This window comes from Streptomyces sp. NPDC043685, assembly GCF_056436585.1.
This window is the reverse complement of the sequence record NZ_JBWKCH010000004.1, coordinates 399,344-426,321: the sequence shown is the minus strand read 5'-3', so window position 1 is coordinate 426,321 and position 26,978 is coordinate 399,344. Positions and strand designations below refer to the sequence as shown.

The 26,978-nt window shown below is 72.9% G+C and carries 23 protein-coding genes; 18 read left to right on the top strand and 5 right to left on the bottom strand.

Going from position 1 to position 26,978, the window contains the following annotated elements; all coding sequences use genetic code 11:
- Nucleotides 1–89: 89 nt before the first annotated feature.
- From AC0665_RS15420 to AC0665_RS15410, 3 genes are all read left to right on the top strand, one after another.
- Nucleotides 90–1,610, top strand: coding sequence for a 3-hydroxyacyl-CoA dehydrogenase (locus AC0665_RS15420; protein WP_478705162.1), 1,521 nt, complete (start codon nt 90–92; stop codon nt 1,608–1,610).
- Nucleotides 1,607–2,197 (top strand): TetR/AcrR family transcriptional regulator, encoded by a 591-nt coding sequence (locus AC0665_RS15415; RefSeq protein ID WP_363121394.1) that lies wholly within the window; start codon nt 1,607–1,609, stop codon nt 2,195–2,197. The genes AC0665_RS15420 and AC0665_RS15415 overlap by 4 nt, the downstream gene beginning before the upstream one ends.
- 91 nt (nt 2,198–2,288) lie before the next feature.
- On the top strand, nt 2,289–2,597 hold the full coding sequence (locus tag AC0665_RS15410) for a hypothetical protein (RefSeq protein ID WP_478705161.1): 309 nt from the start codon (nt 2,289–2,291) through the stop codon (nt 2,595–2,597).
- 17 nt (nt 2,598–2,614) lie between these two features.
- Here AC0665_RS15410 and AC0665_RS15405 read toward each other — a convergent pair whose 3' ends face one another.
- Nucleotides 2,615–3,100 carry an Lrp/AsnC family transcriptional regulator gene (locus AC0665_RS15405; protein ID WP_468408759.1) on the bottom strand — a complete coding sequence of 162 codons (486 nt, stop codon included), beginning with the start codon at nt 3,098–3,100 and terminating at the stop codon, nt 2,615–2,617.
- 189 nt (nt 3,101–3,289) lie between these two features.
- Between AC0665_RS15405 and pdhA (AC0665_RS15400) the strand changes: the two genes are divergently transcribed.
- The 6 genes from pdhA (AC0665_RS15400) to AC0665_RS15375 all read left to right on the top strand — a co-directional run bounded on the left by pdhA (AC0665_RS15400) (nt 3,290) and on the right by AC0665_RS15375 (nt 10,575).
- The gene (pdhA, locus tag AC0665_RS15400; protein WP_478705160.1) at nt 3,290–4,435 is read left to right on the top strand and encodes a pyruvate dehydrogenase (acetyl-transferring) E1 component subunit alpha; all 1,146 of its coding nucleotides are present in this window, start codon (nt 3,290–3,292) and stop codon (nt 4,433–4,435) included.
- On the top strand, nt 4,432–5,436 hold the full coding sequence (locus AC0665_RS15395) for an alpha-ketoacid dehydrogenase subunit beta (RefSeq protein WP_363121390.1): 1,005 nt from the start codon (nt 4,432–4,434) through the stop codon (nt 5,434–5,436). The genes pdhA (AC0665_RS15400) and AC0665_RS15395 overlap by 4 nt, the downstream gene beginning before the upstream one ends.
- On the top strand, nt 5,436–6,965 hold the full coding sequence (locus AC0665_RS15390; protein ID WP_478705159.1) for a dihydrolipoamide acetyltransferase family protein: 1,530 nt from the start codon (nt 5,436–5,438) through the stop codon (nt 6,963–6,965). The genes AC0665_RS15395 and AC0665_RS15390 overlap by 1 nt, the downstream gene beginning before the upstream one ends.
- Nucleotides 6,966–7,100: 135 nt before the next feature.
- Nucleotides 7,101–8,084 carry an NTP transferase domain-containing protein gene (locus AC0665_RS15385; protein WP_478705158.1) on the top strand — a complete coding sequence of 328 codons (984 nt, stop codon included), beginning with the start codon at nt 7,101–7,103 and terminating at the stop codon, nt 8,082–8,084.
- Entirely contained in the window at nt 8,081–9,469 is a 1,389-nt protein-coding gene (locus tag AC0665_RS15380; protein WP_478603114.1) for a molybdopterin molybdotransferase MoeA, read from the top strand. Before AC0665_RS15385 ends, AC0665_RS15380 begins: the two co-directional genes overlap by 4 nt.
- Entirely contained in the window at nt 9,466–10,575 is a 1,110-nt protein-coding gene (locus tag AC0665_RS15375; protein WP_478603116.1) for a potassium channel family protein, read from the top strand. Before AC0665_RS15380 ends, AC0665_RS15375 begins: the two co-directional genes overlap by 4 nt.
- 178 nt (nt 10,576–10,753) lie before the next feature.
- On the opposite strand, the gene AC0665_RS15370 is transcribed toward AC0665_RS15375, so the two are convergent.
- Nucleotides 10,754–11,602, bottom strand: a complete 849-nt coding sequence (locus AC0665_RS15370; RefSeq protein ID WP_478705157.1) for an ABC transporter permease — start codon at nt 11,600–11,602, stop codon at nt 10,754–10,756.
- On the bottom strand, nt 11,599–12,618 hold the full coding sequence (locus AC0665_RS15365) for an ATP-binding cassette domain-containing protein (protein ID WP_468408136.1): 1,020 nt from the start codon (nt 12,616–12,618) through the stop codon (nt 11,599–11,601). Before AC0665_RS15365 ends, AC0665_RS15370 begins: the two co-directional genes overlap by 4 nt.
- Nucleotides 12,619–12,788: 170 nt before the next feature.
- Here AC0665_RS15365 and AC0665_RS15360 point away from each other — a divergent pair, with 170 nt between their 5' ends.
- Nucleotides 12,789–13,781 (top strand): NAD(P)H-quinone oxidoreductase, encoded by a 993-nt coding sequence (locus tag AC0665_RS15360; RefSeq protein WP_478705156.1) that lies wholly within the window; start codon nt 12,789–12,791, stop codon nt 13,779–13,781.
- A 94-nt stretch (nt 13,782–13,875) separates the two neighbouring features.
- On the opposite strand, the gene AC0665_RS15355 is transcribed toward AC0665_RS15360, so the two are convergent.
- On the bottom strand, nt 13,876–14,607 hold the full coding sequence (locus AC0665_RS15355; protein WP_478603119.1) for a hypothetical protein: 732 nt from the start codon (nt 14,605–14,607) through the stop codon (nt 13,876–13,878).
- Nucleotides 14,608–14,745: 138 nt separating this feature from the next.
- Here AC0665_RS15355 and AC0665_RS15350 point away from each other — a divergent pair, with 138 nt between their 5' ends.
- Together AC0665_RS15350 and AC0665_RS15345 are read left to right on the top strand one after the other, a co-directional pair.
- Nucleotides 14,746–15,315 (top strand): PadR family transcriptional regulator, encoded by a 570-nt coding sequence (locus tag AC0665_RS15350; protein ID WP_468634633.1) that lies wholly within the window; start codon nt 14,746–14,748, stop codon nt 15,313–15,315.
- 85 nt (nt 15,316–15,400) lie between these two features.
- Nucleotides 15,401–15,940, top strand: a complete 540-nt coding sequence (locus tag AC0665_RS15345; protein ID WP_363121380.1) for a bacterial proteasome activator family protein — start codon at nt 15,401–15,403, stop codon at nt 15,938–15,940.
- A gap of 70 nt (nt 15,941–16,010) precedes the next feature.
- Here AC0665_RS15345 and AC0665_RS15340 read toward each other — a convergent pair whose 3' ends face one another.
- Entirely contained in the window at nt 16,011–17,654 is a 1,644-nt protein-coding gene (locus AC0665_RS15340; protein ID WP_478603121.1) for a protein kinase domain-containing protein, read from the bottom strand.
- A 347-nt stretch (nt 17,655–18,001) separates the two neighbouring features.
- Here AC0665_RS15340 and AC0665_RS15335 point away from each other — a divergent pair, with 347 nt between their 5' ends.
- The 6 genes from AC0665_RS15335 to AC0665_RS15310 all read left to right on the top strand — a co-directional run bounded on the left by AC0665_RS15335 (nt 18,002) and on the right by AC0665_RS15310 (nt 26,967).
- On the top strand, nt 18,002–19,591 hold the full coding sequence (locus AC0665_RS15335) for a protein kinase domain-containing protein (RefSeq protein WP_468408146.1): 1,590 nt from the start codon (nt 18,002–18,004) through the stop codon (nt 19,589–19,591).
- Nucleotides 19,592–20,020: 429 nt separating this feature from the next.
- The gene (pdhA, locus tag AC0665_RS15330) at nt 20,021–21,211 is read left to right on the top strand and encodes a pyruvate dehydrogenase (acetyl-transferring) E1 component subunit alpha (protein WP_468408148.1); all 1,191 of its coding nucleotides are present in this window, start codon (nt 20,021–20,023) and stop codon (nt 21,209–21,211) included.
- 1 nt (nt 21,212) lies between these two features.
- Nucleotides 21,213–22,190 (top strand): alpha-ketoacid dehydrogenase subunit beta, encoded by a 978-nt coding sequence (locus tag AC0665_RS15325; protein WP_468408149.1) that lies wholly within the window; start codon nt 21,213–21,215, stop codon nt 22,188–22,190.
- 10 nt (nt 22,191–22,200) lie between these two features.
- Nucleotides 22,201–23,634: a dihydrolipoamide acetyltransferase family protein gene (locus AC0665_RS15320; protein WP_478705155.1), complete on the top strand. Its 1,434-nt coding sequence runs from the start codon at nt 22,201–22,203 to the stop codon at nt 23,632–23,634.
- Nucleotides 23,635–23,880: 246 nt separating this feature from the next.
- Entirely contained in the window at nt 23,881–26,115 is a 2,235-nt protein-coding gene (locus tag AC0665_RS15315) for a glycoside hydrolase domain-containing protein (protein ID WP_478705250.1), read from the top strand.
- 36 nt (nt 26,116–26,151) lie between these two features.
- Entirely contained in the window at nt 26,152–26,967 is an 816-nt protein-coding gene (locus tag AC0665_RS15310; RefSeq protein ID WP_478705154.1) for a twin-arginine translocation signal domain-containing protein, read from the top strand.
- The last annotated feature ends 11 nt before the right edge of the window (nt 26,968–26,978 follow it).

The window sequence follows — 26,978 nt, the reverse complement described above, 5'->3', positions numbered from 1 at the left end:
CTCGGACAGAGCTAGAGTAACCGAACGATCGGTCGGTTCAAGGGGGTCCGCCGCATCTGTGGAAAACCCCGTGCGGGAGGATCGCGCACATGACAGCACTCGACCTCAGCAGCCCGGTGGCCGTCGTCGGCACCGGCACGATGGGCCAGGGAATCGCCCAGGTCGCGCTGGTCGCGGGCCATCCCGTACGGCTGTACGACACCGTCCCCGGGCGGGCCCGGAAGGCGGCCGACGCGATCGGTGCCCGTCTGGACCGGCTCGTGGAGAAGGAGCGGCTCACCGGCGCCGATCGGGACGCCGCCCGGGCCCGGCTGCTGCCCGCCGAGGACCTCGCCGAGCTCGCCGACTGCGCCCTGGTCGTCGAGGCGGTCCTGGAGCGGCTGGACGTCAAGCAGGAGCTGTTCCGCGAGCTGGAGGGCATCGTCGCCGACGACTGCCTGCTCGCCACCAACACCTCGTCGCTGTCCGTCACGGCCATCGGCGGCGCCCTGCGCGTCCCCGGCCGGTTCGTCGGCCTGCACTTCTTCAACCCCGCGCCGCTGCTGCCGCTGGTCGAGGTGGTCTCCGGCTTCGCCACCGACGTCACCCACGCCACGCGCGCGTACGAGACCGCCCGCGCCTGGGGCAAGACGCCGGTCGCCTGCGCGGACACCCCGGGCTTCATCGTCAACCGCATCGCCCGGCCCTTCTACGCCGAGGCCTTCGCGGTGTACGAGGCGCAGGGCGCCGACCCGGCCACCATCGACGCCGTGCTGCGCGAGTCGGGCGGCTTCAGGATGGGCGCGTTCGAGCTGACCGACCTGATCGGCCAGGACGTCAACGAGTCCGTCACGCACTCGGTCTGGCAGGCCTTCTTCCAGGACGTGCGCTTCACACCGTCCCTGGCCCAGCGGCGCCTGGTCGAGTCCGGCCGGCTGGGCCGCAAGACCGGCCAGGGCTGGTACGACCACCGGGACGGCGCCGAGCGCCCCGAACCGGACACCGCCGAGCGGCGGCAGCCGCCCGCGTACGTCGTCGCCGGTGACCTGGGCCCGGCCGCCGAGCTGCTCGCCCTGATCCGCGAGGCGGGCATCCCGGTCCGCGACGAGGACGACGACGAGGACCAGGGGGCCTGTCTGCTGCTCCCGGGCGGCGGGCGGCTCGTCCTGGCCGACGGGCAGACCTCCGTGGAGTACCGGGACGTCGTCTACTTCGACCTGGCCCTGGACTACCGCAAGGCGACCCGGATCGCCCTGTCCGCCTCCCAGGACACCGCCGCACAGACCCTCGCCGAGGCCACCGGTCTCTTCCAGGCACTGGGCAAGAAGGTCAGCTTCATCGGCGACGTGCCCGGCATGATCATCGCCCGCACGGTCGCGCGGATCATCGACCTGGCACACGACGCGGTCGCCAAGGGCGTGGCCACCGAGGAGGACATCGACACCGCGATGCGCCTGGGCGTCAACTACCCCCTGGGCCCCTTCGAGTGGAGCCGCCGGCTGGGCCGCTCCTGGGCCTACGCGCTCCTGGACGACCTCCACCGCTGCGACCCCTCGGGGCGCTACGCGCCGTCCCTGGCGCTGTACCGCCACGCCCACGCCTTCGACCCGCGGGAGGGCACCGCCTCATGACCACCGCCAAACGCGACACCTACACCCCGGACACACTGCTGTCCGTCGCCGTCCAGGTGTTCATCGAGCGCGGCTACGACGGCACCTCCATGGAGCACCTCTCCAAGGCGGCCGGCATCTCCAAGTCGTCGATCTACCACCATGTCGCCGGCAAGGAGGAGCTGCTGCGCCGGGCCGTGAGCAGGGCCCTGGACGGTCTCTTCGGCATCCTCGACGAGGAGCACGCGCGCGTGGGGCGCGCCGCCGACCGCCTGGAGCACGTCGTCCGGCGCATGGTCGAGGTGCTCATCACCGAACTGCCGTACGTGACCCTCCTGCTGCGGGTGCGGGGCAACACCGACACCGAGCGGTGGGCTCTGGAGCGGCGCCGCGACTTCGACCACCGGGTGTCCGACCTGCTCAAGGCGGCCGCGGCGGAGGGGGACGTACGCGGGGACATAGAGGTCCGGCTGGTGACCCGGCTGGTCTTCGGCATGATCAACTCGATCGTCGAGTGGTACCGGCCGGACGGCCGCGGCATGAGCGAGCGCGAGGTGGCCGACGCGGTGGTGCAGCTGGCCTTCGCGGGCCTGCGCAGAGCCGCCTGACCCCGGCCCCCTGGCGGTGAGTAGCCGTGCGGGGGGCGGATGAGTACGCGGGACGATGTCCCGGACACCCCGCGGTGATGGGGTGGGGCGCATGCCCGGACATGACACGCCGCCTCCCCGCGCCGCCCACCCGACCTGGTGGCGCGCCCCGCTCGTGGCCACCCTGCCCGGCCTGCCGCTCCTCGTGCTGGAGTACCGCTGGTTCGCCGCCCAGGACGGCCCCGGCGCCTTCTCGGGCGTGCTGTTCTGGGCGGCCGGCCTGCTCGCGCTCGCCTGGGTGCTGCCGCACCGCCGGTCCCTGCGCGGACTGCGGCTCGCGGCGGCCGGCACCGGGCTCGGATGCGCGCTGCTCCCGGTGACGTTCGCGGTGCTGCTCGGCGCCGCGGTGGCCGCGAGCTGACGGGCGCGTTCCTGCCCTCACCCCTGGGGTTCCAGGTCCTCCTCCTCGAACACCAGCAGCGTGCGGCTGCTGAGCACCTGCGGAATCGCCTGGAGCCGGGTCAGCACCAGTTCGCGCAGCGCCCGGTTGTCGGACACGTGGACCAGCAGCAGCACGTCGAAGTCCCCGCCCACCAGGGCGATGTGGGAGGCGCCGGGCAGCTGTCTGAGCTCCTCGCGCACGGTGCGCCAGGAGTTCTGGACGATCTTCAGCGTGATGTACGCGGACGTGCCCTGGCCCGCCCGCTCGTGGTTGACGCGGGCGCCGAAGCCGCGGATGACACCGTCCTCGACGAGGCGGTTGATGCGGGCGTAGGCGTTGGCGCGCGAGACGTGGACCCGATCGGCGACGGACCGTATCGAGGAGCGGCCGTCCGCCTGGAGCATGCGCAGGATGTCCTGATCGATGGCGTCCAGGGGCCGCGCCGGCGGCAGCACGCCGCTGTCGTCCTGTCCGTCGGCCATTTGTTCAGATGCCACCCGCCCCCGCCTTTCCGCCATGGACGTACTGCGTCCATCTCAGGTTGTGGAGAACCGTTTGTCCACAGCCTGGGGCCACCCATAGCCAAATTGTGCCGGCGACCGAACAATCGGTAGGTGAGGCGGGTCACAGCCGACGCGCCTGACATGCCGCTCCCACGAGGAGGTGCCGTCATGACGGTCATGGAGCAGCGGGGCGCTTACCGGCCGACCCCGCCGCCCGCCTGGCAGCCGCGCACGGATCCCGCGCCGCTGCTGCCCGACGCGGAGCCGTACCGCGTCCTCGGCACCGAGGCGGCCGCCGAGGCCGATCCCGAGCTGCTGCGGACGCTGTACGCCCAGCTGGTGAAGGGCCGCCGCTACAACGCGCAGGCCACCGCCCTCACCAAGCAGGGCCGTCTCGCGGTCTACCCCTCCACCACCGGTCAGGAGGCCTGCGAGGTCGCCGCCGCGCTCGTGCTGAAGGAACAGGACTGGCTCTTCCCCAGCTACCGCGACACCCTCGCCGTGGTCGCCCGCGGGGTGGACCCGGTCCAGGCGCTCACTCTCCTGCGCGGCGACTGGCACACCGGCTACGACCCCCGAGAACAGCGGGTCGCCCCCCTGTGCACCCCGCTCGCCACCCAGTTGCCGCACGCCGTCGGCCTCGCGCACGCCGCCCGCCTCAAGGGCGACGACGTGGTCGCGCTGGCCATGGTCGGTGACGGCGGCACCAGCGAGGGCGACTTCCACGAGGCGCTGAACTTCGCCGCCGTCTGGCAGGCCCCGGTCGTCTTCTTCGTGCAGAACAACGGCTTCGCGATCTCCGTCCCGCTCGCCAAGCAGACCGCGGCCCCGTCGCTGGCCCACAAGGCCGTCGGCTACGGCATGCCCGGCCGCCTGGTCGACGGCAACGACGCCGCCGCCGTGCACGAGGTGCTCTCCGACGCCGTGCGCCGCGCCCGCGCGGGCGGCGGCCCCACGCTCGTCGAGGCGATCACCTACCGCGTCGACGCCCACACCAACGCCGACGACGCCACCCGCTACCGCGGCGACGCCGAGGTCGAGACCTGGCGCGAGCACGACCCGATCCGGCTGCTGGAGCGCGAGCTGACCGAGCGCGGCCTGCTCGACGAGGCCGGCATCGAGGCCGCCCGCCAGGACGCCGAGACCATGGCCGCCGCCCTGCGCGAGCAGATGAACCAGGACCCGGTCCTCGACCCCATGGACCTGTTCGGCCACGTCTACGCCGAGCCCACGCCCCAGTTGCTGGAGCAGCGGGACCAGCTGCGGGCCGAGCTGGAGGCCGAGGCCGAGCCGGAGGAGGACACGCACCGATGACCACCGTCGCCGTCAAGCCGGCCACCATGGCGCAGGCCCTCACGCGCGCGCTGCGCGACGCCATGGCCGCCGACCCCGCCGTGCACGTCATGGGCGAGGACGTCGGCACCCTCGGCGGTGTCTTCCGCGTCACCGACGGACTCGCCAAGGAGTTCGGCGAGGACCGCTGCACCGACACCCCCCTCGCCGAGGCCGGCATCCTCGGCACCGCCGTCGGCATGGCCATGTACGGCCTGAGGCCGGTGGTGGAGATGCAGTTCGACGCGTTCGCCTACCCGGCCTTCGAGCAGCTCGTCTCGCACGTGGCGAAGATGCGCAACCGCACCCGCGGCGCGATGCCCCTGCCGATCACTATCCGCGTCCCCTACGGCGGCGGCATCGGCGGCGTCGAGCACCACAGCGACTCCTCCGAGGCGTACTACACGGCGACCCCGGGGCTCCATGTCGTCACCCCCGCCACCGTCGCCGACGCCTACGGGCTGCTGCGCGCGTCCATCGCCTCCGACGACCCGGTCGTCTTCCTGGAGCCGAAGCGGCTGTACTGGTCGAAGGACTCCTGGAACCCCGAGGAGCCGGCGCCCGTCGAGCCCATCGGGCGCGCGGTGGTGCGGCGCCCCGGCCGCAGCGCCACGCTCATCACCTACGGGCCGTCCGTGCCCGTCTGCATGGAGGCCGCCGAGGCGGCCCGGGCCGAGGGCTGGGACCTCGAGGTCGTCGATCTGCGCTCCCTGGTGCCGTTCGACGACGAGACGGTGTGCGCCTCGGTGCGGCGGACGGGACGCGCGGTCGTCGTCCACGAGTCGAGCTCCTACGGCGGCCCGGGCGGGGAGATCGCCTCCCGGGTCACCGAGCGCTGCTTCCACCACCTGGAGGCGCCTGTGCTGCGTGTGGCCGGGTTCGACGTGCCGTACCCGCCGCCGATGCTGGAGCGCCACCACCTGCCCGGTGTGGACCGGATCCTGGACGCCGTGGGGCGTCTTCAGTGGGAGGCCGAGAGCTGATGGCACAGGTGCTGGAGTTCAAGCTGCCCGACCTCGGTGAGGGGCTCACCGAGGCGGAGATCGTGCGCTGGCTGGTCGAGGTCGGTGACGTGGTCGCCATCGACCAGCCGGTCGTCGAGGTCGAGACGGCCAAGGCGATGGTCGAGGTGCCCTGCCCCTACGGCGGTGTGGTCACGGCCCGCTTCGGCGAGGAGGGCACGGAACTGCCCGTCGGCGCACCGCTGATCACGGTGGCCGTGGGGGAGCGGCCCGCCTCCGGCGCCGGGGGCACCGGCGCCGAGGGGACCGGTCCCGAGGGCTCGGGCAACGTGCTGGTGGGCTACGGCACCTCCGAGGCACCCGCGCGGCGCCGCCGGGTCCGCCGGGACCCGCTCGTGCCCGGCACGTCCGCGAGCGCCGGACAGACCGGTGCCGCCGGTGCGGTGAACGGGCGGACCGGTGCCGCCGGGGCGGTCGGCGGACGGGCCGCAGGCGCTGCGACCGAGGTGAACCCGCACACCGCGTCCCCCGCCCGGGCGGGGGACGCGCGAGCCGCGGGCCCGGTGCCGACGGGGGACCGGGCGGCCGGTGGTCATGCCACGACGGCCGGCGGACGGGGCGGCGGCCTCGCCACGGAGGACGGCCCCGTCCCCGTGATCTCGCCCCTGGTGCGCCGGCTGGCGCGGCAGAACGGCCTGGACCTGCGCGAACTGACCGGGTCCGGCCCGGACGGGCTGATCCTGCGGGCGGACGTGGAGTACGCCCTGCGGGCCACCGGGCCGGGCCTGACCGTGACGCCCCCGGCGGAGCCGCAGCCCTCCGCGCCCCCGCCGTCGGTGACCTCCTCCGCGGTGGCCGCGGGCGAGACCCGCACCCCGCTCAAGGGCATCCGGGGCGCCGTCGCCGACAAGCTGGCGCGCAGCCGTCGCGAGATCCCGGACGCCACCTGCTGGGTGGACGCCGACGCCACGGAGCTCATGCGGGCGCGCACGGCCATGAACGCGGCCGGCGGACCGAAGATCTCCCTCCTGGCCCTGCTCGCCCGGATCTGCACGGCCGCCCTCGCCCGCTTCCCCGAGCTCAACTCCACGGTGGACGCGCAGGCCAGGGAGATCGTCCGGTTCGACCACGTGCACCTGGGCTTCGCGGCGCAGACCGAGAGGGGCCTCGTCGTCCCGGTCGTCCGGGACGCGCACGCGCGGGACGCCGAGGCGCTGACCGCGGAGTTCGCCCGGCTGACCGAGGCGGGCCGGACGGGCACCCTCACCCCCGGCGAACTCACCGGCGGCACCTTCACGTTGAACAACTACGGCGTCTTCGGTGTCGACGGCTCCACCCCGATCATCAACCACCCCGAGGCCGCCATGCTCGGCGTCGGCCGCATCGTCCCCAAGCCGTGGGTGCACGAGGGCGAGTTGGCGGTGCGGCAGGTCGTCCAGCTGTCCCTCACCTTCGACCACCGGGTGTGCGACGGCGGTGTGGCGGGCGGGTTCCTGCGCTACGTGGCGGACTGCGTGGAACAGCCGGCGGTGCTGCTGCGGACGCTCTGATCCCGTCCGGCCGCCGGGCTTCGGTCCACCGCCGTGCGGACGCCCTGATTCCTGTCCGGCTCGCCGGGCGGGACCCGTGATCGTGGCGGTTTCCCCCGCGTTCCCTGTGATCGCGGGGGCACGCATACTCGGGGGGTGACCGCCTACGAGCCCCCCGGTGAACCCGGCGCCGGCACCGGCCCCGCCCCAGGGGCGGACTCCGCCGGGTACGACGCCGTCGTGCTCGCCGGCGGTGCCGCCCGGCGCCTGGGCGGCACCGACAAACCCGGTGTGCGCGTGGGCGGAAGGGCCCTGCTCGACCGGGTGCTCGCCGCGTGCGGCGGTGCCCGGACCGCCGTCGTCGTCGCCGCGCCACGGCCGACCGCACGGCCCGTGACCTGGGCCCGGGAGGACCCGCCCGGGGGCGGACCGCTCGCCGCGCTGGACGCCGGACTGCGCCACACCACGGCCGAGCACGTCGTGGTGCTCTCCGCCGACCTGCCGTTCCTCCGCCGGCGGACCGTCGGCCGTCTGCTGGACGCGCTGCGGGCGAGCGGCTGCGACGGCGCGCTGCTGACCGATTCCGGCGGCCGCGACCAGCCGCTCGTGGCCGCCTACCGGGCGCCGCGCCTGCGCGAGGAGCTCGGGCGCCTCGCCGGCCGGCACGGCGCCCTCGCCGGTCTCCCCCTGCGGCGTCTGACCGCCGAGCTGAACCTCACCCGCGTCTTCGACCCCGTCGCGTCCTTCGACTGCGACACCTGGGACGACATCGCCACCGCCAGGGCACGTATCAGGGAGCATGGGCACGTGTTGGATGAATGGATTTCCGCCGTCAAGGACGAACTGGGCATCGACCTCGATGTCGACACCCGCGGCCTGCTCGACCTCGCCCGCGACGCCGCCCACGGAGTGGCCCGGCCCGCGGCCCCGCTGACCACCTTCCTCGTCGGCTACGCGGCCGCGCGGGCGGGTGGTGGCCCCGAGGCGGTCGCCGAAGCCGCCCGCAAGGCCGCGGCCCTCGCCGTGCGCTGGGAGGAGGAGACCACCTCCGAGGCCCAGCCGTCCGGCAGCGCCCCGCAGGCCTCCCAGGGCGACGTGGCCCCCGACGCCACGCCCGACACCCGACCGGACGCCGGATGACCCCGCACGGCGCCCGTGCCGGAGAGGACGCCGAGGACCTCGACATCGAGGAGGTGCTCGCCCTCGTGAAGAACAGCAACGGCAACCACCTGCCCGACCCCGCGGCCCGCGGCGGCACGGACGGTGCTCCCGCCCCCCACGGGCCCGGCTCCTCCGCCCGGCCAGACCCCCACCACCGCGCCACCCCCTGGCCCGAGGCACGCGCCCTCGCCGAACGCGCCGGCCGCGACGCCGCCCGGGCCGCCCGCCGTGCCCCCGTCTCCGCGCCCCTCGACACCGCCCTGGGCCTGACCCTGGCCGCCCCGCTCGACGCGCTCACCGACCTGCCCTCCTTCGACACCTCCGCGATGGACGGCTGGGCGGTCTGCGGCCCCGCCCCCTGGCACGTGCGGGACGAGGGCGTGCTCGCCGGGCACGCCGCGCCGCCGGCCCTGACCGACGGCGAGGCCGTCCGGATCGCCACCGGCGCCCGCATTCCCCCGGACGCCACCGCCGTCCTTCGCAGCGAGCACGGCCGCACCGACGACAAGGGCCGCCTCCACGCGACCAAGGACGTCATCCCCGGCCAGGACATCCGCCCGCGCGGCCAGGAGTGCCGCACCGGCGACCAGCTCCTCGCCGCCGGCACGCTCGTCACCCCGGCCGTCCTCGGGCTGGCCGCGGCGGCCGGATACGACACCGTCACCGCCGTCCCCCGGGCTCGCGTCGAAGTCCTCGTGCTGGGCGACGAGTTGCTCACCCAGGGCCTGCCGCACGACGGGCTGATCCGGGACGCGCTCGGCCCGATGCTGCCGCCCTGGCTGCGGGCGCTCGGCGCCGAGGTCATCGCCGTCCGGCGCATCCGCGACGACGCCGACGCCCTGCACCGGGCCCTCGGCGCCTCCGACGCCGACGTCATCCTCACCACCGGCGGCACCGCGGCGGGCCCCCTCGACCACGTCCACCCCACCCTGAGCCGGATCGGCGCCGAACTTCTCGTCGACGGCGTCAAGGTCCGCCCGGGCCACCCGATGCTGCTGGCCCGCATCAGGGAGACCCAGCACCTCGTGGGCCTGCCCGGCAACCCGCTCGCCGCCGTCTCCGGCCTGCTGACGCTCGCCGAGCCGCTGCTGCGGATCCTCGCGGCCCGCCCGGCCCCGGAGCCGTACACCCTGCCCCTGCGGGACGCGGTGCACGGGCACCCCCACGACACCCGGCTCGTCCCCGTCGTCCTGCGCGGCGACGAGGCCGTGCCGCTGCACTACAACGGCCCCGCCATGCTCCGCGGCATCGCGGCGGCCGACGCGCTGGCCGTCGTACACCCGGGCGGCGCCCGCCCGGGTCAGGAGGCGGAACTGCTCGACCTGCCCTGGGCGTCCGGAGGAGTCGGGGTGTGTTTCACGTGAAACTTCCGGGCCAGGACGCGATCGCCCGCCAGGCCGACGAGCATCTGGTGACCTACCGGGTGAAACTCCCGAGGAAAGTGGTGGAGCACCCGATCCGCCAGGTCGTCAAGCGGCTGTCCATGGCACTGCTGGTCCTCGTCGTGACCGCGGTGATCGTCTATGCCGACCGCGCCGGATACAACGACAACGCGGGCGGTGGCCTCAGCCTCCTCGACGCGTTCTACTACGCGACCGTCACGCTCTCCACCACCGGCTACGGTGACATCACCCCGGCCAGCGACAGCGCCCGGCTCACGAACATTCTCGTCGTCACGCCCCTGCGCGTGCTGTTCCTGATCATCCTGGTCGGCACCACGCTCGAAGCCCTCACCGAACGCACTCGGGAGGAGTGGCGACTGACCCGCTGGAGGTCCACGTTGCGCGATCACACCGTCGTCATCGGGTTCGGCACGAAGGGCAGGTCGGCGATCCGGACCGTCTGCGCGACGGGTCTGAGGAAGGAGCAGGTCGTCGTGGTCGACCCCAGCTCAAAGGTCATCGACGCCGCGACCGCCGAGGGCTACGCCGGAATCGTCGGGGACGCGACCCGCAGCGAGGTGCTGAAGCAGGCCGAGGTGCACCGGGCGCGTCAGATCATCATCGCGACCCAGCGCGACGACACCGCGGTCCTGGTGGCGCTGACGGCCCGCCAGCTCAACCGCGGGGCGAAGATCGTGGCCACGGTCCGGGAAGAGGAGAACGCACCGCTGCTCAAGCAGTCGGGCGCCGACGCGGTGGTCACCAGCGCCAGTGCCGCCGGCCGGCTGCTCGGCCTGTCCGTGCTCAGCCCGTCGGCCGGCATGGTGATGGAGGACCTCATCCAGCAGGGCAGCGGCCTCGACATCGTCGAACGGCCGGTCGTCAAGGCCGAGGTGGGCAAGACTCCGCGGGAGATCGCCGACCTGGTGGTGAGCGTCATACGCGGTCACCGGGTGCTCGGGTACGACGATCCGTCCGTCGGGCGGCTGGAGTTGACCGACCGGCTCATCACGATCGTCCGCAAGACTCCCGCCACCCAGGTGGCCCCGGACATCCGCCCGATGCCCCCGATGCCCCGCAACACCTGACGAACCGAGCGAACGGCCGGCCGCCCCGCGCCCCTGAGGCGCGCGACGGCCGGCCGCGGGCCCGGGAGCCTGAGCCCGAGAGACGTGGGGCCGGGAGCCGTGGGCCCGGGAGCCGTGGGGCCGGGAGCCGTGGGCCCGGGAGCCGTGGGCCCGAGAGCCGTGGTCCGGGCGGCGTGGGCTACTTCCGGTTGTACAGCCGCATCGTGACCGGCCCGAAGACCAGCACGAACAGCGCCGCCCAGCCCAGCGACCAGGCGACCTCGTCGGCCGGCCAGTCGCCGCCCATCAGCCCGCGCACCGCCGAGGCCAGATGCGTGATGGGGCTGTTGTTCACGAACGCCTGGAGCCAGCCCGGCATGGTCTTCGGGTCCACGAACACGTTGGACAGGAACGTGAGCGGGAAGATCACCATCATGCTGACGCCCATCACCGACTTCTCGGTGCGCAGCATCAGCCCGAACATCGTCCAGATCCAAGAGAAGGCGAACGAGAAGGCCACCAGCAGGGCGATCCCGGCGAGCACACCGGCGACCCCGCCGTCCGGCCGGTAGCCCAGGACGATGCCGACGGTGAGCATCACGACCGACGCGATCGTGTACCGCAGGGCGTCACCGAGCAGATAGCCGACCATCGTCGAGGGCCGCCAGATCGGCAGGCTGCGGAACCGGTCGAACACGCCCTTCTCGATGTCGGTGTTCACGGAGACACCCGTGTACATCGTGATCATCACGACCGACATGACGAGGATGCCCGGCAGCAGGAACTGGATGTACTCCTTCGGCGAGCCGGCCAGCGCCCCGCCGAACAGGTACGTGTACATCAGCACCATCATGATCGGGAACGCCGTGACGTCGAAGAGCTGCTCCGGCACGTGCTTGATCTTGAGGATCGCCCGCCAGCCGAAGGTCATCGACGCCGACCAGGCGCTCGGCCGCGGCGGACGCTCCTTCGAGACGAGCAGCGCGGCGAGGGACTCGGCGCTGACCGGGGCGAGGTCCTTGCTCTCGGTGGGCGTCGCGGTGCTCATGCCGCCACCTCGTCCTTCGGGTCGTCGGAGTGCTCGGCGGAGTCGTGCGTGTCGTGGCCGGTGAGGGCGAGGAACACCTCGTCCAGGCTGGGCTGGCCCAGGGAGAAGTTGTCGACGGTGATCCCGGCGCGGGCCAGCTCGTTCAGGGCGCGGGCGGCCTGCTCGGCGGCGGAGTCGTCGCTCGCCGCCGTACCGAGGCGGGCGGTGAGGGCCACCGGGTCGGGCTCCGGTTGCACCCGCGCGCCGAGGGCGCGGTGCAGCAGCTCGGCCGCGAGGTCGCGCTGCTCGGGATCGCGCAGGCGCAGATGGACGGATCCGGCGCCGACGGACGACTTCAGCTCGCCCTTGGTGCCCTCGGCGATCACCTTGCCGCGGTCGATGACGGCGATCCGGGACGCCAGCTGGTCGGCCTCGTCCAGGTACTGCGTGGTCAGCAGCACGGTGGTGCCCTGGGCGACGACGGCCCGCACGATGTCCCAGACCTGGTTGCGGCTGCGCGGGTCCAGGCCGGTCGTGGGCTCGTCCAGGAACAGCAGGTCCGGGGTGTTGAGGATGGACGCGGCGATGTCGATACGGCGCCGCATGCCGCCCGAGTAGTGCTTGACCTGCTTCGAGGCGGCCTCAGTGAGTCCGAAGGCCTCCAGGAGCTGGGCGGCGCGGGTGCGGGCGGCCTTCTTGTGGTGGCCGAGCAGCCGGCCAAGCAGGACCAGGTTCTCGGTGCCGGTGAGGTCCTCGTCCACCGACGCGTACTGGCCGGTGAGGCTCACCCGGCCGCGCACCTCGTCCGCCTCGCGGACGATGTCGTGGCCGAAGACATGGGCTTCGCCGCCGTCCGGCCGCAGGAGTGTGGCGAGCATCTTCACGGTGGTGGTCTTGCCGGCGCCGTTCGGGCCGAGGACGCCGTAAACCGTGCCCGCGGGCACGGACAGGTCGACTCCGTCGACGGCCCTCGTCTCGCCGAACGTCTTCACCAGGCCCGCGGTCTCGATCGCCAGGCCGGACGTCTGCGTGCTCATGCTTCGGGTCCTTCCGCGTGCTTGGGCTACGCATGGGGAGACCTTCACGGTCGCGCAAACTCATCGGTGGCGCACACGGGTTTTCGGCGGGACCGGTCCCAGGGCGGAGGAGCGCGGGACGTGGGGACGGAGCCGACTCGGTCACGGGACCGGCGGGTACGGTCCTTTGCATGCATGCGATCACGATTCCCGAACCTGGTGGGCCCGAGGCGCTGGTCTGGGACGAGGTCCCGGACCCCGTACCCGGCGAGGGCGAGGTCCTGGTCGAGGTGGCGGCCGGTGCCGTCAACCGGGCCGACATCCTGCAACGGCAGGGCTTCTACGAACCGCCGCCCGGCGCGTCCCCCTACCCCGGCCTGGAGTGCTCCGGGCGGATCGCCGCGATCGGCACCGGCGTCTCCGGCTGGAACGTGGGCGACGAGGTGTGCGCGCTGCTCTCCGGCGGCGGTTACGCCGAGAAGGTGACCGTGCCGGCCGGGCAGCTGCTGCCCGTCCCCGAGGGGGTCGGTCTGACGCAGGCCGCGGCACTGCCCGAGGTGGCCTGCACCGTCTGGTCCAACGTCTTCATGGTCGCCCACCTGCGCCCCGGTGAGACGCTCCTCGTGCACGGCGGCTCCAGCGGCATCGGCACGATGGCCATCCAGCTGGCCAAGGCCGTCGGTGCGCGGGTGGCCGTGACGGCCGGTACGGAGAAGAAGCTCCGGCGGTGCGCCGAGCTGGGTGCCGACATCCTGGTCAACTACCGCGAGCAGGACTTCGTCGAGGAGGTCAGGAAGGCGACGGACGGTGCCGGTGCCGACGTCATCCTCGACAACATGGGCGCCAAGTACCTGGAGCGCAACGTCAGGGCCCTCGCCGTCAACGGCCGGCTCGCGATCATCGGCATGCAGGGCGGTGTGAAGGGCGAGCTCAACATCGGCGCCCTGCTGGCCAAGCGCGCCGCCATCAGCGCGACGTCCCTGCGGGCCCGGCCCCTGGAGGAGAAGGCGGCCATCGTCGCGGCCGTACGCGAACACGTCTGGCCCCTGTTCGCCGGCGGCCACCTGCGCCCGGTCGTCGACCGCGAACTCCCGATGCGGGAGGCCGCCGCCGCGCACCGGGTCGTGGAGGAGAGCGGCCACATCGGCAAGGTCCTGCTGGTCACCGGCCCCCAGGAGGCCTGACGTTCGCACCGCCGGGCCGGACCCGGATCGATCCGGGCCCGGCCCGGCGGCGCGGCGAGGCGGAGCGGCGGCCCCGGCTCGGGCGGGCTCGTCCCTACACCCGCCGCAGCCGCAGTGCCACGAACGCCAGGGCCAGGCCCAGGCCGATCAGCACCAGCCCGCTGCCCAGGGGCAGGATGCGCAGGACCGGGCCGGCGGGGCGTTCGGCGGTCGCGGCCTGCCGTACCGGCTGCTCCGCCGGGGCCGACGGCGGCGGGGCGAGGTCCAGGGGCGCCTCGGGAAGGGGCGTGGCGTCGGCGAGGCCCGGCTTCTCCCCCGCGTCCTCGAGGCGTCCCGGACGCGCCCGGCCCTCCCCGGCCCTGCTGCCCGCCCGCGAGGGCTCACCGGCCGCGGAGGGAGCCGCCAGGGCCGGCGAGGCCGACGAGGCCGCCCGGGGCGACGGGACCGGCGAAGCCGCCCGCTCCGAAGAGACCGCCCGGGCCGATGACGTCGCCCGGGCCGGAGGGCCCGAGGAAGCGGCCCGGTCCGACGGCGGCGGCGAGACCGCCGGGGCCGACGGGCCCGAGGAAGCGGCCGGGCCCGACGAAGCCGCCGGAGCCGGTGGGAGAGTCGGCGCCGCCCGGGCGGACAGCATGGCCCGGGCCGAGGGGCGGGGCAGCGACGGCCCGGCCGTGACGGCCCCGGGCTCTCCCGCCCGTCGCGCCTCCTGCTCGTGCGTGAGGACGGCCCCGTGGGACGGGACGGATCCGTAGGGTGAGACGACCGCGCCGGCCCCCAGGGCGAGCGTCAGTCCCGCCGCCCGCAGTGCGCGTAGCCATGGAGTCACGTGGGTGACCCCCTCCCGCCGCGCCCGGTAGGGCAGAAACGGCAAGTTCGGTCATATCGAGGCAATCAGCCTCACACTGCTCCGAAAGTGCGGCACGCGGGGCTCGGCCGACCGGTGGAATCGCTGCACAATCCCGTTATGTCGATACGTCACGGGCTGCTGGCGCTCCTGGCGGCCGGACCCCGCTACGGCTCCCGGCTGCGCACCGACTTCGAGAGACGCACCGGCGGGACCTGGCCGCTGAACATCGGGCAGGTCTACACGACCCTGGGCCGCCTGGAACGGGACGGCATGGTCGCCCGGGACGACGTCGACGCGGCCGGACGGACGCTGTACGCGCTCACCGGGGCCGGCCGGGCCGAGCTGCGCGCCTGGTACGACCGCCCGGTGCGCCGGACCGGCCCGCCGCGCGACGAGCTGGCGATCAAACTCGTGATGGCGCTCGGCGCGGACGGCGTCGACGTACGGGAGGTCGTCGAGGCCCAGCGCCGGCACGTGACGCGGGCGCTGCACGACCATGTGCGGCAGCGGGCGGAGGCCCTGGCCCGGGCGGCGGAACACCCCGGGGAGATGGCCCGGCTGCTGGTCCTCGAGCAGCTCGTCTTCCACGCGGAGGCCGAGGTCCGCTGGCTGGACCACTGCGAGGCCCGGCTGCTCCGTCTCACCCACGAGGAGGAACCGCCCGGGCGGGAGCAACCCGAAGCCTGACGAACTCGTCTCCTCCGTCGTGGTGGATCAGCCTCGCGTGGGGGCACCACGGAGGTGAGGTACAGGCGTGCGAGAGAATGGCGGCATGGAGATGCCGAGGAACGAAAGGTCGCCGGAGAACCCGCAGATCCTGGTCGTGGGCCAGGACGGCATGGCGCTCGGGGGCGGCAGCGCAGACGAGGACTCCCGCGAGACCCCGGTCACGGAGCAGGTGGAGCAGCCCGCGAAGGTCATGCGGATCGGCAGCATGATCAAGCAGCTGCTTGAGGAAGTGCGCGCGGCTCCTCTGGACGAGGCGAGCCGGGTCCGGCTCAAGGACATCCACGCCAGCTCGGTGAAGGAGCTGGAGGACGGTCTGGCGCCCGAGCTGGTCGAGGAGCTGGAGCGGCTCTCCCTGCCCTTCACGGACGAGGGGACCCCGAGCGACGCGGAGCTGCGCATCGCACAGGCCCAGCTCGTCGGCTGGCTGGAGGGGCTCTTCCACGGGATCCAGACGACGCTGTTCGCCCAGCAGATGGCGGCCCGCGCCCAGCTGGAGCAGATGCGCCGGGCCCTCCCGCCGGGCGTCGGCGACGGCCTCGACGAGCAGCACCCGGGCGGCCGGTCCGGCGGCCCCTACCTGTAGACGCCCACCGGCCTCGAAGACCACAGGGCCCGGCGGCCGAAGCCGCCGGGCCCTCGCGCGTCGGGTGAGGTCAGGAGGGCGGGTTGCCCGTCGAGACGCTGAGCTCGATCTCGGGCATCTCCTTGGGGTCGACGTCGGTGTCGGCGGACGGGAACTGGTTCATCACCGTGCCGTCGCCGTAGGTGTTCTCGTCGACCTTCTTCTCGTTCACTTCCCAGCCCGCCGCCTGGAGACAGGCCTTGACGGACTTGATGTTCTTGAACTTGAAGTCCGGGATCTGGATCTTGTCGGGGTCGTTGTAGGACTCCCGCGGCTCCGTGCACTCCTCGGTCTCGATCGTCTTCGAGGTGTCCGGTCCGCGGTAGCCGGGCTTCTTCTCCGCGGAGGCCGAGGCACTCGCGCCGCCGCCACCGCCCTTGTCGTCGTCACCGCCGCCGTTCATCAGCAGCGCCGTGACGAGGCCGCCGACCGCGACGACGGACACGATGATCGCGCCGATGATCACCGGTCGGTTGGTCCGGCCACCGCCGGAGGAGGCCGGGGCGTTCTGCGGGGTCAGGTTGTACGGCGGCGGAGTCGACGGGCCGGGCTGCGGGGAGTAGGCGGCCGGGGACGGCGTCTGGTAGCCGCCCTGCTGCGGATAGCCGTACGCCGGGGACGGACCCGTCGGGGCGGGCGTGCCGTACGGGTTCGGGGGCGGGGTCGGCTGGTACGGCGTCTGAACCTGGCCCGAGGGGGCCGGGGTGGCCTGGTCGACCGGCGGGAACACGGCCGAGCCGACACCCGCGCCGCTCGGCGCCTGCGTGCCCGGGACGATGCTCGGCGGCGCGCTCTGGACGGACGCCGCCACGCGCAGGCACTCGTCGCGCATGGCCTCGGCGCTCGGGAAGCGCTCGTTGGGGTTCTTCTTCAGCGCCCGGGCGATCAGCGCGTCCACGGCCGGGGGCAGCGAGCGGTTGATCGAGGACGCGACCGGCGGCTCCTCCTGCACGTGCGCGTAGGCGATGGCCAGCGGCGAGTCGGCGTCGAACGGCAGCCGCCCGGTGACGAGCTGGAACAGCATGATGCCGACCGAGTACAGGTCGGAGCGGGCGTCCACACCGCGGCCGAGGGCCTGCTCGGGCGAGAGGTACTGCGGGGTGCCGACGACCATGCCGGTCTGCGTCATCGACGTCACACCCGACTGCATGGCCCGGGCGATGCCGAAGTCCATGACCTTGACCACGCCGCGCTTGGTCATCATCACGTTGCCCGGCTTGATGTCGCGGTGGACCAGGCCCATCTCGTGGCTGATCTCCAGCGCGGCCAGCACGTCCGCGGTGATCTTCAGGGCCTTGTCGGCGGGCATCGCGCCCTGCTGCCGCACGTCCTCGTCGAGGACCGAGCCGAGCGGACGGCCCTCGACGTACTCCATGACGATGTAGGGGGTCGTCATGCCGTCGAGGGTGTCCTCGCCGGTGTCGAAGACGGAGACGATGTTGGTGTGCGTGAGCTTGGCCACGGACTGGGCCTCACGGCGGAACCGCTCGCGGAAGGCCTGTTCCCGACCGAGCTCCGTGTGCAGTGTCTTGATGGCGACCTGACGGTCGAGCACGCTGTCGTACGCGAGGTGCACCGAGGCCATGCCGCCCTGGCCGAGGAGGTCGCGCAGCTGATAGCGGCCACTGGCGAGCGCCCGCCCCGTGTACTGGCCCTGTGCGCCGTCCTGGCTCATGTTCCGTGTCCCCCGTAGCGCCTGCGGGCGCCGCCGACCGCCGCTGATTCGTCGTTGATCCAAACCGTCATTCCCGGCCAAGTCTGCCCCAGGGCACCGACACGTCAAGCTCGGTGCCCGTTCCGTGACCGTACGCGAAAGAAGCGTCGCGGAAGCGTTACAGCGGGCGTACGGCCGGAACACAGAATTTGCACGACAGTACGGAGTGAAGGTTTCATGGCCGGTCCGTCTCGTGCCGGTCCGGGCACCCCTTCCCGGACCGGAGGCTTGCGCGGAGGCTGTAGCGTGGCCGACGGAGACCGTAACAACACCGCGCGCACCGCGGGCAGAAACGACGGCGAGGACTGATGGCACAGCAGCAGCGCGCTCAGGGCCCGTCCGACCCCGAGGCGGCTGGCAGCGGTATGTCGGACGCGCCGGAGTCCTGGGGGAACGGCGGGCTGGTCGGGGACGGCCGGTACCGGCTGACCCACAGACTCGGCCGGGGCGGCATGGCCGAGGTGTTCGCAGCCGAGGACGTCCGCCTCGGACGCACCGTGGCCGTCAAGCTGCTCCGCTCCGACCTCGCCGAGGACCCGGTGTCCAAGGCGCGCTTCACGCGCGAGGCGCAGTCGGTGGCCGGTCTCAACCACCACGCGATCGTCGCCGTGTACGACTCCGGCGAGGACTTCGTCGGCGGCCAGTCCGTGCCCTACATCGTGATGGAGCTGGTCGAGGGCCGCACCATCCGCGACCTGCTGCTGAACGCGGAGGCCCCCGGCCCGGAGCAGGCGCTGATCATCGTCTCGGGCGTCCTGGAGGCGCTCGCCTACTCGCACCAGCACGGCATCGTGCACCGCGACATCAAGCCCGCCAACGTGATCATCACGCACAACGGCGCCGTGAAGGTGATGGACTTCGGCATCGCCCGCGCCCTGCACGGCGCGTCCACGACGATGACGCAGACCGGCATGGTCATGGGCACCCCGCAGTACCTCTCCCCCGAGCAGGCCCTCGGCAAGGCCGTCGACCACCGCTCCGACCTGTACGCCACAGGCTGCCTGCTCTACGAACTCCTCGCGCTGCGCCCGCCGTTCACCGGCGAGACCCCGCTGTCGGTGGTCTACCAGCACGTCCAGGACATTCCCACGCCGCCGTCCGAGGCCTCCGACGCCTGCCCGCCGGAGCTGGACGGCCTGGCCATGCGCGCCCTCGCCAAGGAGCCCGACGACCGCTTCCAGACCGCCGAGGAGATGCGCGGCCTGGTCCAGTACGCGCTCCAGATGCTCTACGACCAGGGCGGCCACACCGGCACCTGGAACACCGGCCCGGTCGTCATGCACGAGGGCCGGCACACCCCCTCGGGCGGCCTGGCCGGCACGGCCGTGATGGGCCACCCCGGGGACGCCTCCGGCACCACGCAGATTCCCTCGCCGATCCTGCCCGGTGGCTACGGCGGCGGGGACGAGGGCGGCTTCGAGGGCCACGGCAACAAGGGCAGCGGACGCGGCAAGCTGTGGATCCTCGCCGTGCTCGCGGTGATCGCGGTCGCGGCGGGTGTGGCTCTGGCGCTGCAGAACACCGGTGGCGACGACAAAGGCCCCGGCACCAAGCAGTCGCCGACCACCTCGCAGACGACCGAGAAGAAGACGCCCAGCGAGACGCCGAGCGACGACACGACCGACGCGCCGACCGACACGTCCACGGACGACGGCACCGGCACGAGCTCCGGCGGCGGCAACTGGACGCCGTCCTACACGCCGTCCTACAAGCCGTCGCCGAGCGCTCCGCAGTCGCCCACCGGCCAGCCGTCGAACCCGCCGACCTCCGCGGAGCCGACCGGCGAGCCGACGGACGAGCCGCCCACGGACGTGGAGACTCCGCCGGACGACACGGGCGGTGCCGACGGCGGCACCACGGAGGGCATCGTCGGCGGCGCGGGCGGCGGCGAAGGCTGACCTCGCCGCGCTGCTCACAGGCATGATCCACGCGCGCGTGGGCCCGGAAACGGGGCCCACGCGCGCGTGCCGTTTTGGGCGCGCCGAAAAGTGGACTCTTCCCGTGACCTGGGTCACCGGGTTAACGTGCGGTTGCTCCGGCCTCCTGCAAGGCTGTGACCAGGGCCCCTTCCACGCCTTCCCGATTTACTTGGATATCCAAGCAAAATCGCAGGTCAGGTGGGGTTTCACAGAAATGTGGCGCACTGGGTAACGTGCTTTCTGCAGGGCGCTCGCCGGGGCACCTGTCACGCCCGTTCCCGGCCGAGCGGCACCCACCCCGTGCCCCGTGGTCGAGAACAGGTGAGCCGCTCCCCCCAGCTCAAAAGAGCAGGGGGGACCCCCAGGCCTACCGGCAACCCCGTGGCCCGGACCGACGGAGGAGCACACGTGACCGTGGAGAGCACTGCCGCGCGCACACCGCGACGCAGCGCCGGAAGCAAGGCCGGCACCACCGGCACCAAGCGCACCCGCACCACCGCCAAGAAGGACGCCGGCGCCGAGCCCCAGCTCGTGCAGTTGCTGACGCCCGAGGGCAAGCGCGTCAAGAACGCCGAGTACGACAAGTACGTCGCCGGCATCACCCCGGAAGAGCTCCGCGGCCTCTACCGCGACATGGTGCTCACCCGTCGCTTCGACGCCGAGGCCACCTCCCTCCAGCGCCAGGGCGAGCTGGGCCTGTGGGCGTCCCTGCTCGGGCAGGAGGCCGCCCAGATCGGGTCCGGACGGGCCACCCGCGAGGACGACTACGTCTTCCCGACCTACCGCGAGCACGGCGTGGCCTGGTGCCGCGGCGTGGACCCGACCAACCTGCTCGGGATGTTCCGCGGCGTGAACAACGGCGGCTGGGACCCCAACAGCAACAACTTCCAGCTCTACACGATCGTCATCGGCTCCCAGACGCTGCACGCCACCGGCTACGCGATGGGCGTCGCCAAGGACGGCGCCGACAGCGCGGTGATCGCGTACTTCGGCGACGGCGCCTCCAGCCAGGGCGACGTGGCGGAATCGTTCACCTTCTCCGCGGTCTACAACGCCCCGGTCGTGTTCTTCTGCCAGAACAACCAGTGGGCGATCTCCGAGCCCACCGAGAAGCAGTCCCGCGTGCCGATCTACCAGCGCGCCCAGGGCTACGGCTTCCCGGGCGTCCGGGTCGACGGCAACGACGTGCTCGGCGTCCTCGCGGTCACCCGCTGGGCCCTGGAGCGGGCCCGCAACGGCGAGGGCCCGACCCTCGTCGAGGCGTTCACGTACCGCATGGGCGCCCACACCACCTCCGACGACCCGACCCGCTACCGGGGCGACGAGGAGCGCCAGGCCTGGGAGGCCAAGGACCCGATCCTGCGCCTGCGCCGGTACCTGGAGGCCTCGAACCACGCGGACGAGGGATTCTTCGCGGAACTGGAGGCCGAGTCCGAGGCGTTGGGCAAGCGAGTGCGCGAGGCGGTCCGTGCCATGCCGGACCCGGACCACTTCGCGATCTTCGAGAACGCCTACGCGGACGGACACGCGCTCGTCGACGAGGAGCGCGCCCAGTTCGCCGCGTACCAGGCGTCCTTCGCCGACGAGGGGGGTAACTGAGATGGCTGAGAAGATGGCACTGGCCAAGGCGATCAACGAGTCGCTGCGCCGCGCCCTGGAGTCCGACCCCAAGGTCCTGATCATGGGTGAGGACGTCGGCAAGCTCGGCGGCGTCTTCCGGGTGACGGACGGGCTGCAGAAGGACTTCGGCGAGAGCCGCGTCATCGACACCCCGCTCGCCGAGTCGGGCATCGTGGGCACCGCGATCGGCCTGGCCCTGCGCGGCTACCGCCCGGTGGTGGAGATCCAGTTCGACGGCTTCGTCTTCCCGGCGTACGACCAGATCGTCACGCAGCTCGCGAAGATGCACGCCCGTTCGCTGGGCAAGGTCAAGCTCCCGGTCGTCGTGCGCATCCCCTACGGCGGCGGCATCGGCGCGGTGGAGCACCACTCCGAGTCGCCCGAGGCGCTCTTCGCGCACGTGGCGGGCCTGAAGATCGTCAGCCCGTCGAACGCGTCGGACGCGTACTGGATGATGCAGCAGGCCATCCAGAGCGACGACCCGGTGATCTTCTTCGAGCCCAAGCGCCGCTACTGGGACAAGGGCGAGGTCAACACGGAGGCCATCCCGGGCCCGCTGCACAAGGCCCAGGTGGTCCGCGAGGGCACCGACCTCACCCTGGCCGCCTACGGCCCGATGGTGAAGCTCTGCCAGGAGGTGGCCGACGCCGCCGCCGAGGAGGGCAAGAGCCTGGAGGTCCTGGACCTGCGCTCGGTCTCCCCGCTCGACTTCGACTCCGTCCAGGCGTCGGTGGAGAAGACCCGCCGCCTGGTCGTCGTCCACGAGGCCCCGGTGTTCTTCGGCTCCGGCGCGGAGATCGCCGCCCGGATCACGGAGCGCTGCTTCTACCACCTGGAGGCCCCGGTGCTCCGGGTCGGCGGCTACCACGCCCCGTACCCGCCGGCCCGCCTGGAGGAGGAGTACCTGCCGAACCTGGACCGGGTACTCGACGCCGTCGACCGCTCGCTGGCGTACTGAGGAGAGGGTCGTGACGACGATGACGGAAGCGTCCGTGCGCGAGTTCAAGATGCCCGACGTGGGCGAGGGACTCACCGAGGCCGAGATCCTCAAGTGGTACGTCCAGCCCGGCGACACGGTCACCGACGGCCAGGTGGTCTGCGAGGTCGAGACGGCGAAGGCGGCCGTCGAGCTGCCCATCCCGTACGACGGCGTGGTGCGTGACCTGCACTTCCCCGAGGGCACCACGGTCGACGTGGGTACCGCGATCATCGCGGTGGACGTGGGCGGTGGCGGCGCCGCGCCCGCGCCCGCCGCAGAGCAGCCCGCCGCCGGGCAGTCCGCCGCGGCCGAGCCCGTCGAGGAGCCGAAGTCGGTGGGCTCGGGGCGCCAGCCGGTCCTGGTGGGCTACGGGGTGGCGACCTCCTCCACCCGCCGCCGGCCCCGCAAGGGCGCGGAGGTCCCGGTCCAGCAGGTCTCGACGGCGGTCCGGACGGAGCTGAACGGCCACGCTCCGGCCCCCGCCCCGGCGGCCCCCGCACCGGCGGGCCTGGACCGCCCGCTGGCCAAGCCGCCCGTCCGCAAGCTGGCCAAGGACCTGGGCGTCGATCTGACGACCGTCGTCCCGACCGGCCCGGACGGCATCATCACCCGCGAGGACGTGCACGCGGCGGTCGCCGCGACCGCCCCGGCGGCCCCCGAGCCGTCCGCGGCGGCGGCGCCGGTCCCGGCCACCGCCCCGGCGGCCGCGTCGCACGACACCGCCCGCGAGACCCGCGTCCCGGTCAAGGGGGTCCGCAAGGCGACGGCGGCGGCGATGGTCGGCTCGGCCTTCACCGCGCCGCACGTCACCGAGTTCGTGACGGTCGACGTGACGCGCACGATGAAGCTGGTCGAGGAGCTCAAGGCGGACAAGGAGTTCGCGGGCCTGCGCGTGAACCCCCTGCTGCTGATCGCCAAGGCGCTGCTCGTGGCGATCCGGCGCAACCCGGAGGTCAACGCGTCCTGGGACGAGGCCGCCCAGGAGATCGTGCTCAAGCACTATGTGAATCTGGGCATCGCGGCCGCGACCCCGCGCGGCCTGATCGTGCCGAACATCAAGGACGCCCACGCCAAGACGCTGCCGCAGCTGGCCGAGTCGCTGGGCGAGCTGGTGGCGACGGCCAGGGAGGGCAGGACGTCCCCGGCGGCCATGCAGGGCGGCACGGTGACGATCACCAACGTCGGCGTCTTCGGCGTCGACACGGGCACGCCGATCCTCAACCCGGGCGAGTCCGCGATCCTCGCGGTCGGTGCGATCAAGCTCCAGCCGTGGGTCCACAAGGGCAAGGTGAAGCCCCGTCAGGTCACCACCCTGGCGCTGTCGTTCGACCACCGCCTGGTCGACGGCGAGCTGGGCTCGAAGGTGCTGGCCGACGTGGCGGCGATCCTGGAGCAGCCGAAGCGCCTGATCACCTGGGCATGAGCCGGCCTCGGCGGCCCCCCACCCCTCGGGGCGGGGGGCCGCCGGCGTCCTCCGGGGGTGAACCGGCGGGTCGCCGAGGGCCACAGGAGTCTCCTCGAATCCTCCCAAGTACCACACAGTAAGCGGTTTATCCGGACATACGATCGACCTCACCACGAGATCGACCACTCGTCCGGCGCTCCGGGGGGAGCCCGGTTCCGGGCTGCGACGGGCGCGGTCACTCCCTCGAAAGTGAGTGAACCCCCCATGCGCGACGCGATGGTGCTCAAGGCCCAGAGATTCGTGAACTCCGTCTACGGCAGCCGTATCGGCACGACCGTGGAGGAGACCGGCGAGGCCGACTGGGCGACCATGTACGCCCTGACCCGTGCCCTCCAGTACGAACTGGGCATCACAGCGCTCTCCGACAGCTTCGGCCCCACCACGCTCGGCACCCTGACCGCCAGGTACCCCGAGCTCGACGCGGACACCGTCCCCTCGCCCGACTTCTGCCGCATCCTCCAGGCCGGCCTGTACTGCAAGGGCTACGACGGCGGCGACCTCGACGGCACCTACGGCACCCGTGTGCGTGCGGCCGTCACCCGGCTCAAGACCGACATGGGCCTGGAACAGGCCCTGCCCGGTGCCGCCTTGACGCCCAAGGTGGTCAAGGCGCTGCTGACGATGGACTCCTACGTCATCGATGCCCAGGGCACCGGACAGGTCCGGGCCGTCCAGCAGTGGCTCAACGGCAGCTACCTCCACCGGCAGGACTTCTTCGCCATCCCCTGCGACGGGCTGGTGTCCAGGGCCACGCTCAAGGCGCTGCTCTTCGGCGTGCAGTACGAGCTGGGCATGGCGGACGGCACCGCCAACGGCAACTTCGGGCCCGGCACCCAGTCGGGCCTGAAGGCGCACCCCGTGGCCCAGGGCGACAAGGGTGTCTTCGTCCGGCTGTTCTCCGCCGCGATGGTCCTCAACCGGCGGCCCGCGGCCCTCACCGACACCTTCGACGCCTCCCTCGCCGCCGCCGTCCGGGCCTTCCAGACCTTCGTGGCGCTCCCGGCCACGGGCGAGGGCGACTTCGCCACCTTCGCCTCCCTGCTGGCGTCCTTCGGCGACCAGTCCCGCCCCGCCAGGGCCTGCGACACCATCGCGCAGGTCACCCCGGCCCGGGCGGCCGTGCTCAAGGCGGCCGGGATCACCTACGTCGGCCGCTACCTCACCAACCCCAGTGCCACCTCCCTGCCGGAGAAAGCCATCCAGCCGGGCGAGCTCGCCACCATCGCCCAGCAGGGCCTGCGCTGCTTCCCGATCTATCAGACCGTCAACAACGACGCCTCGGACTTCGACTACGTCGCCGGGCGGACCGCCGGGTACGCGGCGGTCAACGCCGCCCGCGACCACGGTTTCCGGCGGGGGAGCCGGATCTTCTTCGCCGTCGACTTCGACGCGCTCGACGCCGAGATCACCGCGAACGTCCTGCCCCACTTCAAGGGCGTCAAGGAGGCGATGGCGGACTCCGGGCATCCGTACGAGATCGGCGTCTACGGCTCCCGCGCGGTGTGCGCGCGGGTCGGCGCGGCCGGCTACTCGACCGCGAGCTTCGTCGCCGACATGTCCTCGGGCTTCGAGGGCAACGCCGGGCATCCGCTGCCGCCGGACTGGGCCTACGACCAGTTCGCGATCCGCACCCTCGGCTCGGGGGACGGGCAGTTCGAGGTCGATGCGAACATCGCCTCGGGGCGCGACACCGGGCAGAACGCGTTCGACCGGCCGCGGCCGCCCGTCCCGGACGTCGCCTTCGACGAGCGCCAGGTGCCGGCGCTGCGGGCCGACCTGTCGCGGTACATGCGGTCGATCGGCCGTCCCGACTCGGGCGGCATCGGCGGTGACGCGCGGCTCTACGGCAACGCGCAGGCCGTCGCGGCGATCCAGGACCAGGACGGGCTGATCACCGAGCTGTCGACGACGTACTCGATGCGCAAGGCGCTGATCCAGACGGTCGTCTACTGGGCCATGCGCGACTACGGCCTCGACGCCCAGGCCACCGACCAGCAGGTCGCCGACCACCACCTCACGGGCTCCGGCTCCGTCAAGGACTCGCACACCGGCATCGGCGAGATCAGCGCGGGCGACGCCATCCAGGCCTGGAACCACTGCATCGGCTGGGGCTTCGCCACCGGTGACCACCGCGACCCGGCCAAGGACGCCGACCTGTGGGCCGTGTGGCAGCGGCTGAGCAAGGACAACGCCTTCAGCGTGCGCACCGCGGCGCTGATCCACCTGTGGGGCACCCGGGGCAGGCCGGGCGGCCAACTGCCGCCCGGCGACCGGGTCACCACCCCGCGGACCATGCGCCTGGACCTCGTCGAGTTCGAGATCACCGAACTCCTGCGCCGCTACCGGGCCTGGGACCCCGACGTGGAGTCCCAGACGCACCAGAGCCTGGCCGTCTACCAGATCTTCGAGAAGTACAACAGCATCCTCCGCAACGCCTGAGCGCGTGCGCGCAGAGAACCCCAGGAAGAGACTCCGTTGAAGCTCAGCCTTCCCCGCACCCCCCGCAGAGCGTCGGCGCCCGGCGCCGGCCACCGCCGCGTCCTGTCCCGCCGCGCCCTGCTCGGCCGGGTCGCCGCCGTCGGCGGTGCCCTGGGCGTCGCAGCCCTGCCCCTGTCCGCTTTCCTGTCCCAGGCGTACGCCGACGCCGGCAACCCCCTTCCGGCCCGCGTACGGGACGCCCTGCGCAGCGCGCAGGACCGCAGCCGGCGCGTGCTGGCGGGCTCGCGCTCCCACAACGGCTGGGAGATGGAGAACGTCGCCGACGACGGCGGCACCGTCTACACCCGTCCCGTCCCGGGCACTCCGCTCAAGGGTGTCGCCGTGCGCATGGGGGACGTGGAGACCGTCCTCGTGCATCTGGTGCGCCGGTTCCACTACGAGGTGGACCCGTTGCGCCGGGGCGACGTCGTCGGATGGCACGACCCCGCCGGCCTCGCCAGGAGCGGGCCCGAGTCCAATCTGGCGTCCGGCACGGCGGTGCGGATCCGGCCGGGCTGCTACCCGCGCGGCGTGCGGGGCGGGTTCTTCCCGCAGCAGGAGGCCGTGATCCGCGACATCCTCGCCGAGCTCGACGGCGTGGTCCGCTGGGGCGCCGACGACCGTACGCCCGACGAGTCGCTGTTCAGCGTCGACGTACGGCCCGGTGACGAGAAGCTGGTCCAGGTCGCGGCGCGGATCCGCGGCTGGCGGCTGGAGCCGGGCGCCGGTGCGGGCTCCCCGGTGGACGTGGCGGCGGGCGTCCGGCGCAAGGCGGCCCGGGCGCTGGAGCGCCGGCAGCGCGCCGCGGCATGACGAAGGGGGCT

Bases quoted from the DNA above. Each gene is read 5' to 3' on its own strand.
- AC0665_RS15420 (WP_478705162.1), top strand. From the start codon at position 90: ATGACAGCACTCGACCTCAGCAGCCCGGTGGCCGTCGTCGGCACCGGC.
- AC0665_RS15415 (WP_363121394.1), top strand. From the start codon at position 1,607: ATGACCACCGCCAAACGCGACACCTACACCCCGGACACACTGCTGTCC.
- AC0665_RS15410 (WP_478705161.1), top strand. From the start codon at position 2,289: ATGCCCGGACATGACACGCCGCCTCCCCGCGCCGCCCACCCGACCTGG.
- AC0665_RS15405 (WP_468408759.1), bottom strand. From the start codon at position 3,100: ATGGCCGACGGACAGGACGACAGCGGCGTGCTGCCGCCGGCGCGGCCC.
- pdhA (WP_478705160.1), top strand. From the start codon at position 3,290: ATGACGGTCATGGAGCAGCGGGGCGCTTACCGGCCGACCCCGCCGCCC.
- AC0665_RS15395 (WP_363121390.1), top strand. From the start codon at position 4,432: ATGACCACCGTCGCCGTCAAGCCGGCCACCATGGCGCAGGCCCTCACG.
- AC0665_RS15390 (WP_478705159.1), top strand. From the start codon at position 5,436: ATGGCACAGGTGCTGGAGTTCAAGCTGCCCGACCTCGGTGAGGGGCTC.
- AC0665_RS15380 (WP_478603114.1), top strand. From the start codon at position 8,081: ATGACCCCGCACGGCGCCCGTGCCGGAGAGGACGCCGAGGACCTCGAC.
- AC0665_RS15370 (WP_478705157.1), bottom strand. From the start codon at position 11,602: ATGAGCACCGCGACGCCCACCGAGAGCAAGGACCTCGCCCCGGTCAGC.
- AC0665_RS15365 (WP_468408136.1), bottom strand. From the start codon at position 12,618: ATGAGCACGCAGACGTCCGGCCTGGCGATCGAGACCGCGGGCCTGGTG.
- AC0665_RS15360 (WP_478705156.1), top strand. From the start codon at position 12,789: ATGCATGCGATCACGATTCCCGAACCTGGTGGGCCCGAGGCGCTGGTC.
- AC0665_RS15350 (WP_468634633.1), top strand. From the start codon at position 14,746: ATGTCGATACGTCACGGGCTGCTGGCGCTCCTGGCGGCCGGACCCCGC.
- AC0665_RS15345 (WP_363121380.1), top strand. From the start codon at position 15,401: ATGGAGATGCCGAGGAACGAAAGGTCGCCGGAGAACCCGCAGATCCTG.
- AC0665_RS15340 (WP_478603121.1), bottom strand. From the start codon at position 17,654: ATGAGCCAGGACGGCGCACAGGGCCAGTACACGGGGCGGGCGCTCGCC.
- AC0665_RS15335 (WP_468408146.1), top strand. From the start codon at position 18,002: ATGGCACAGCAGCAGCGCGCTCAGGGCCCGTCCGACCCCGAGGCGGCT.
- AC0665_RS15325 (WP_468408149.1), top strand. From the start codon at position 21,213: ATGGCTGAGAAGATGGCACTGGCCAAGGCGATCAACGAGTCGCTGCGC.
- AC0665_RS15315 (WP_478705250.1), top strand. From the start codon at position 23,881: ATGCGCGACGCGATGGTGCTCAAGGCCCAGAGATTCGTGAACTCCGTC.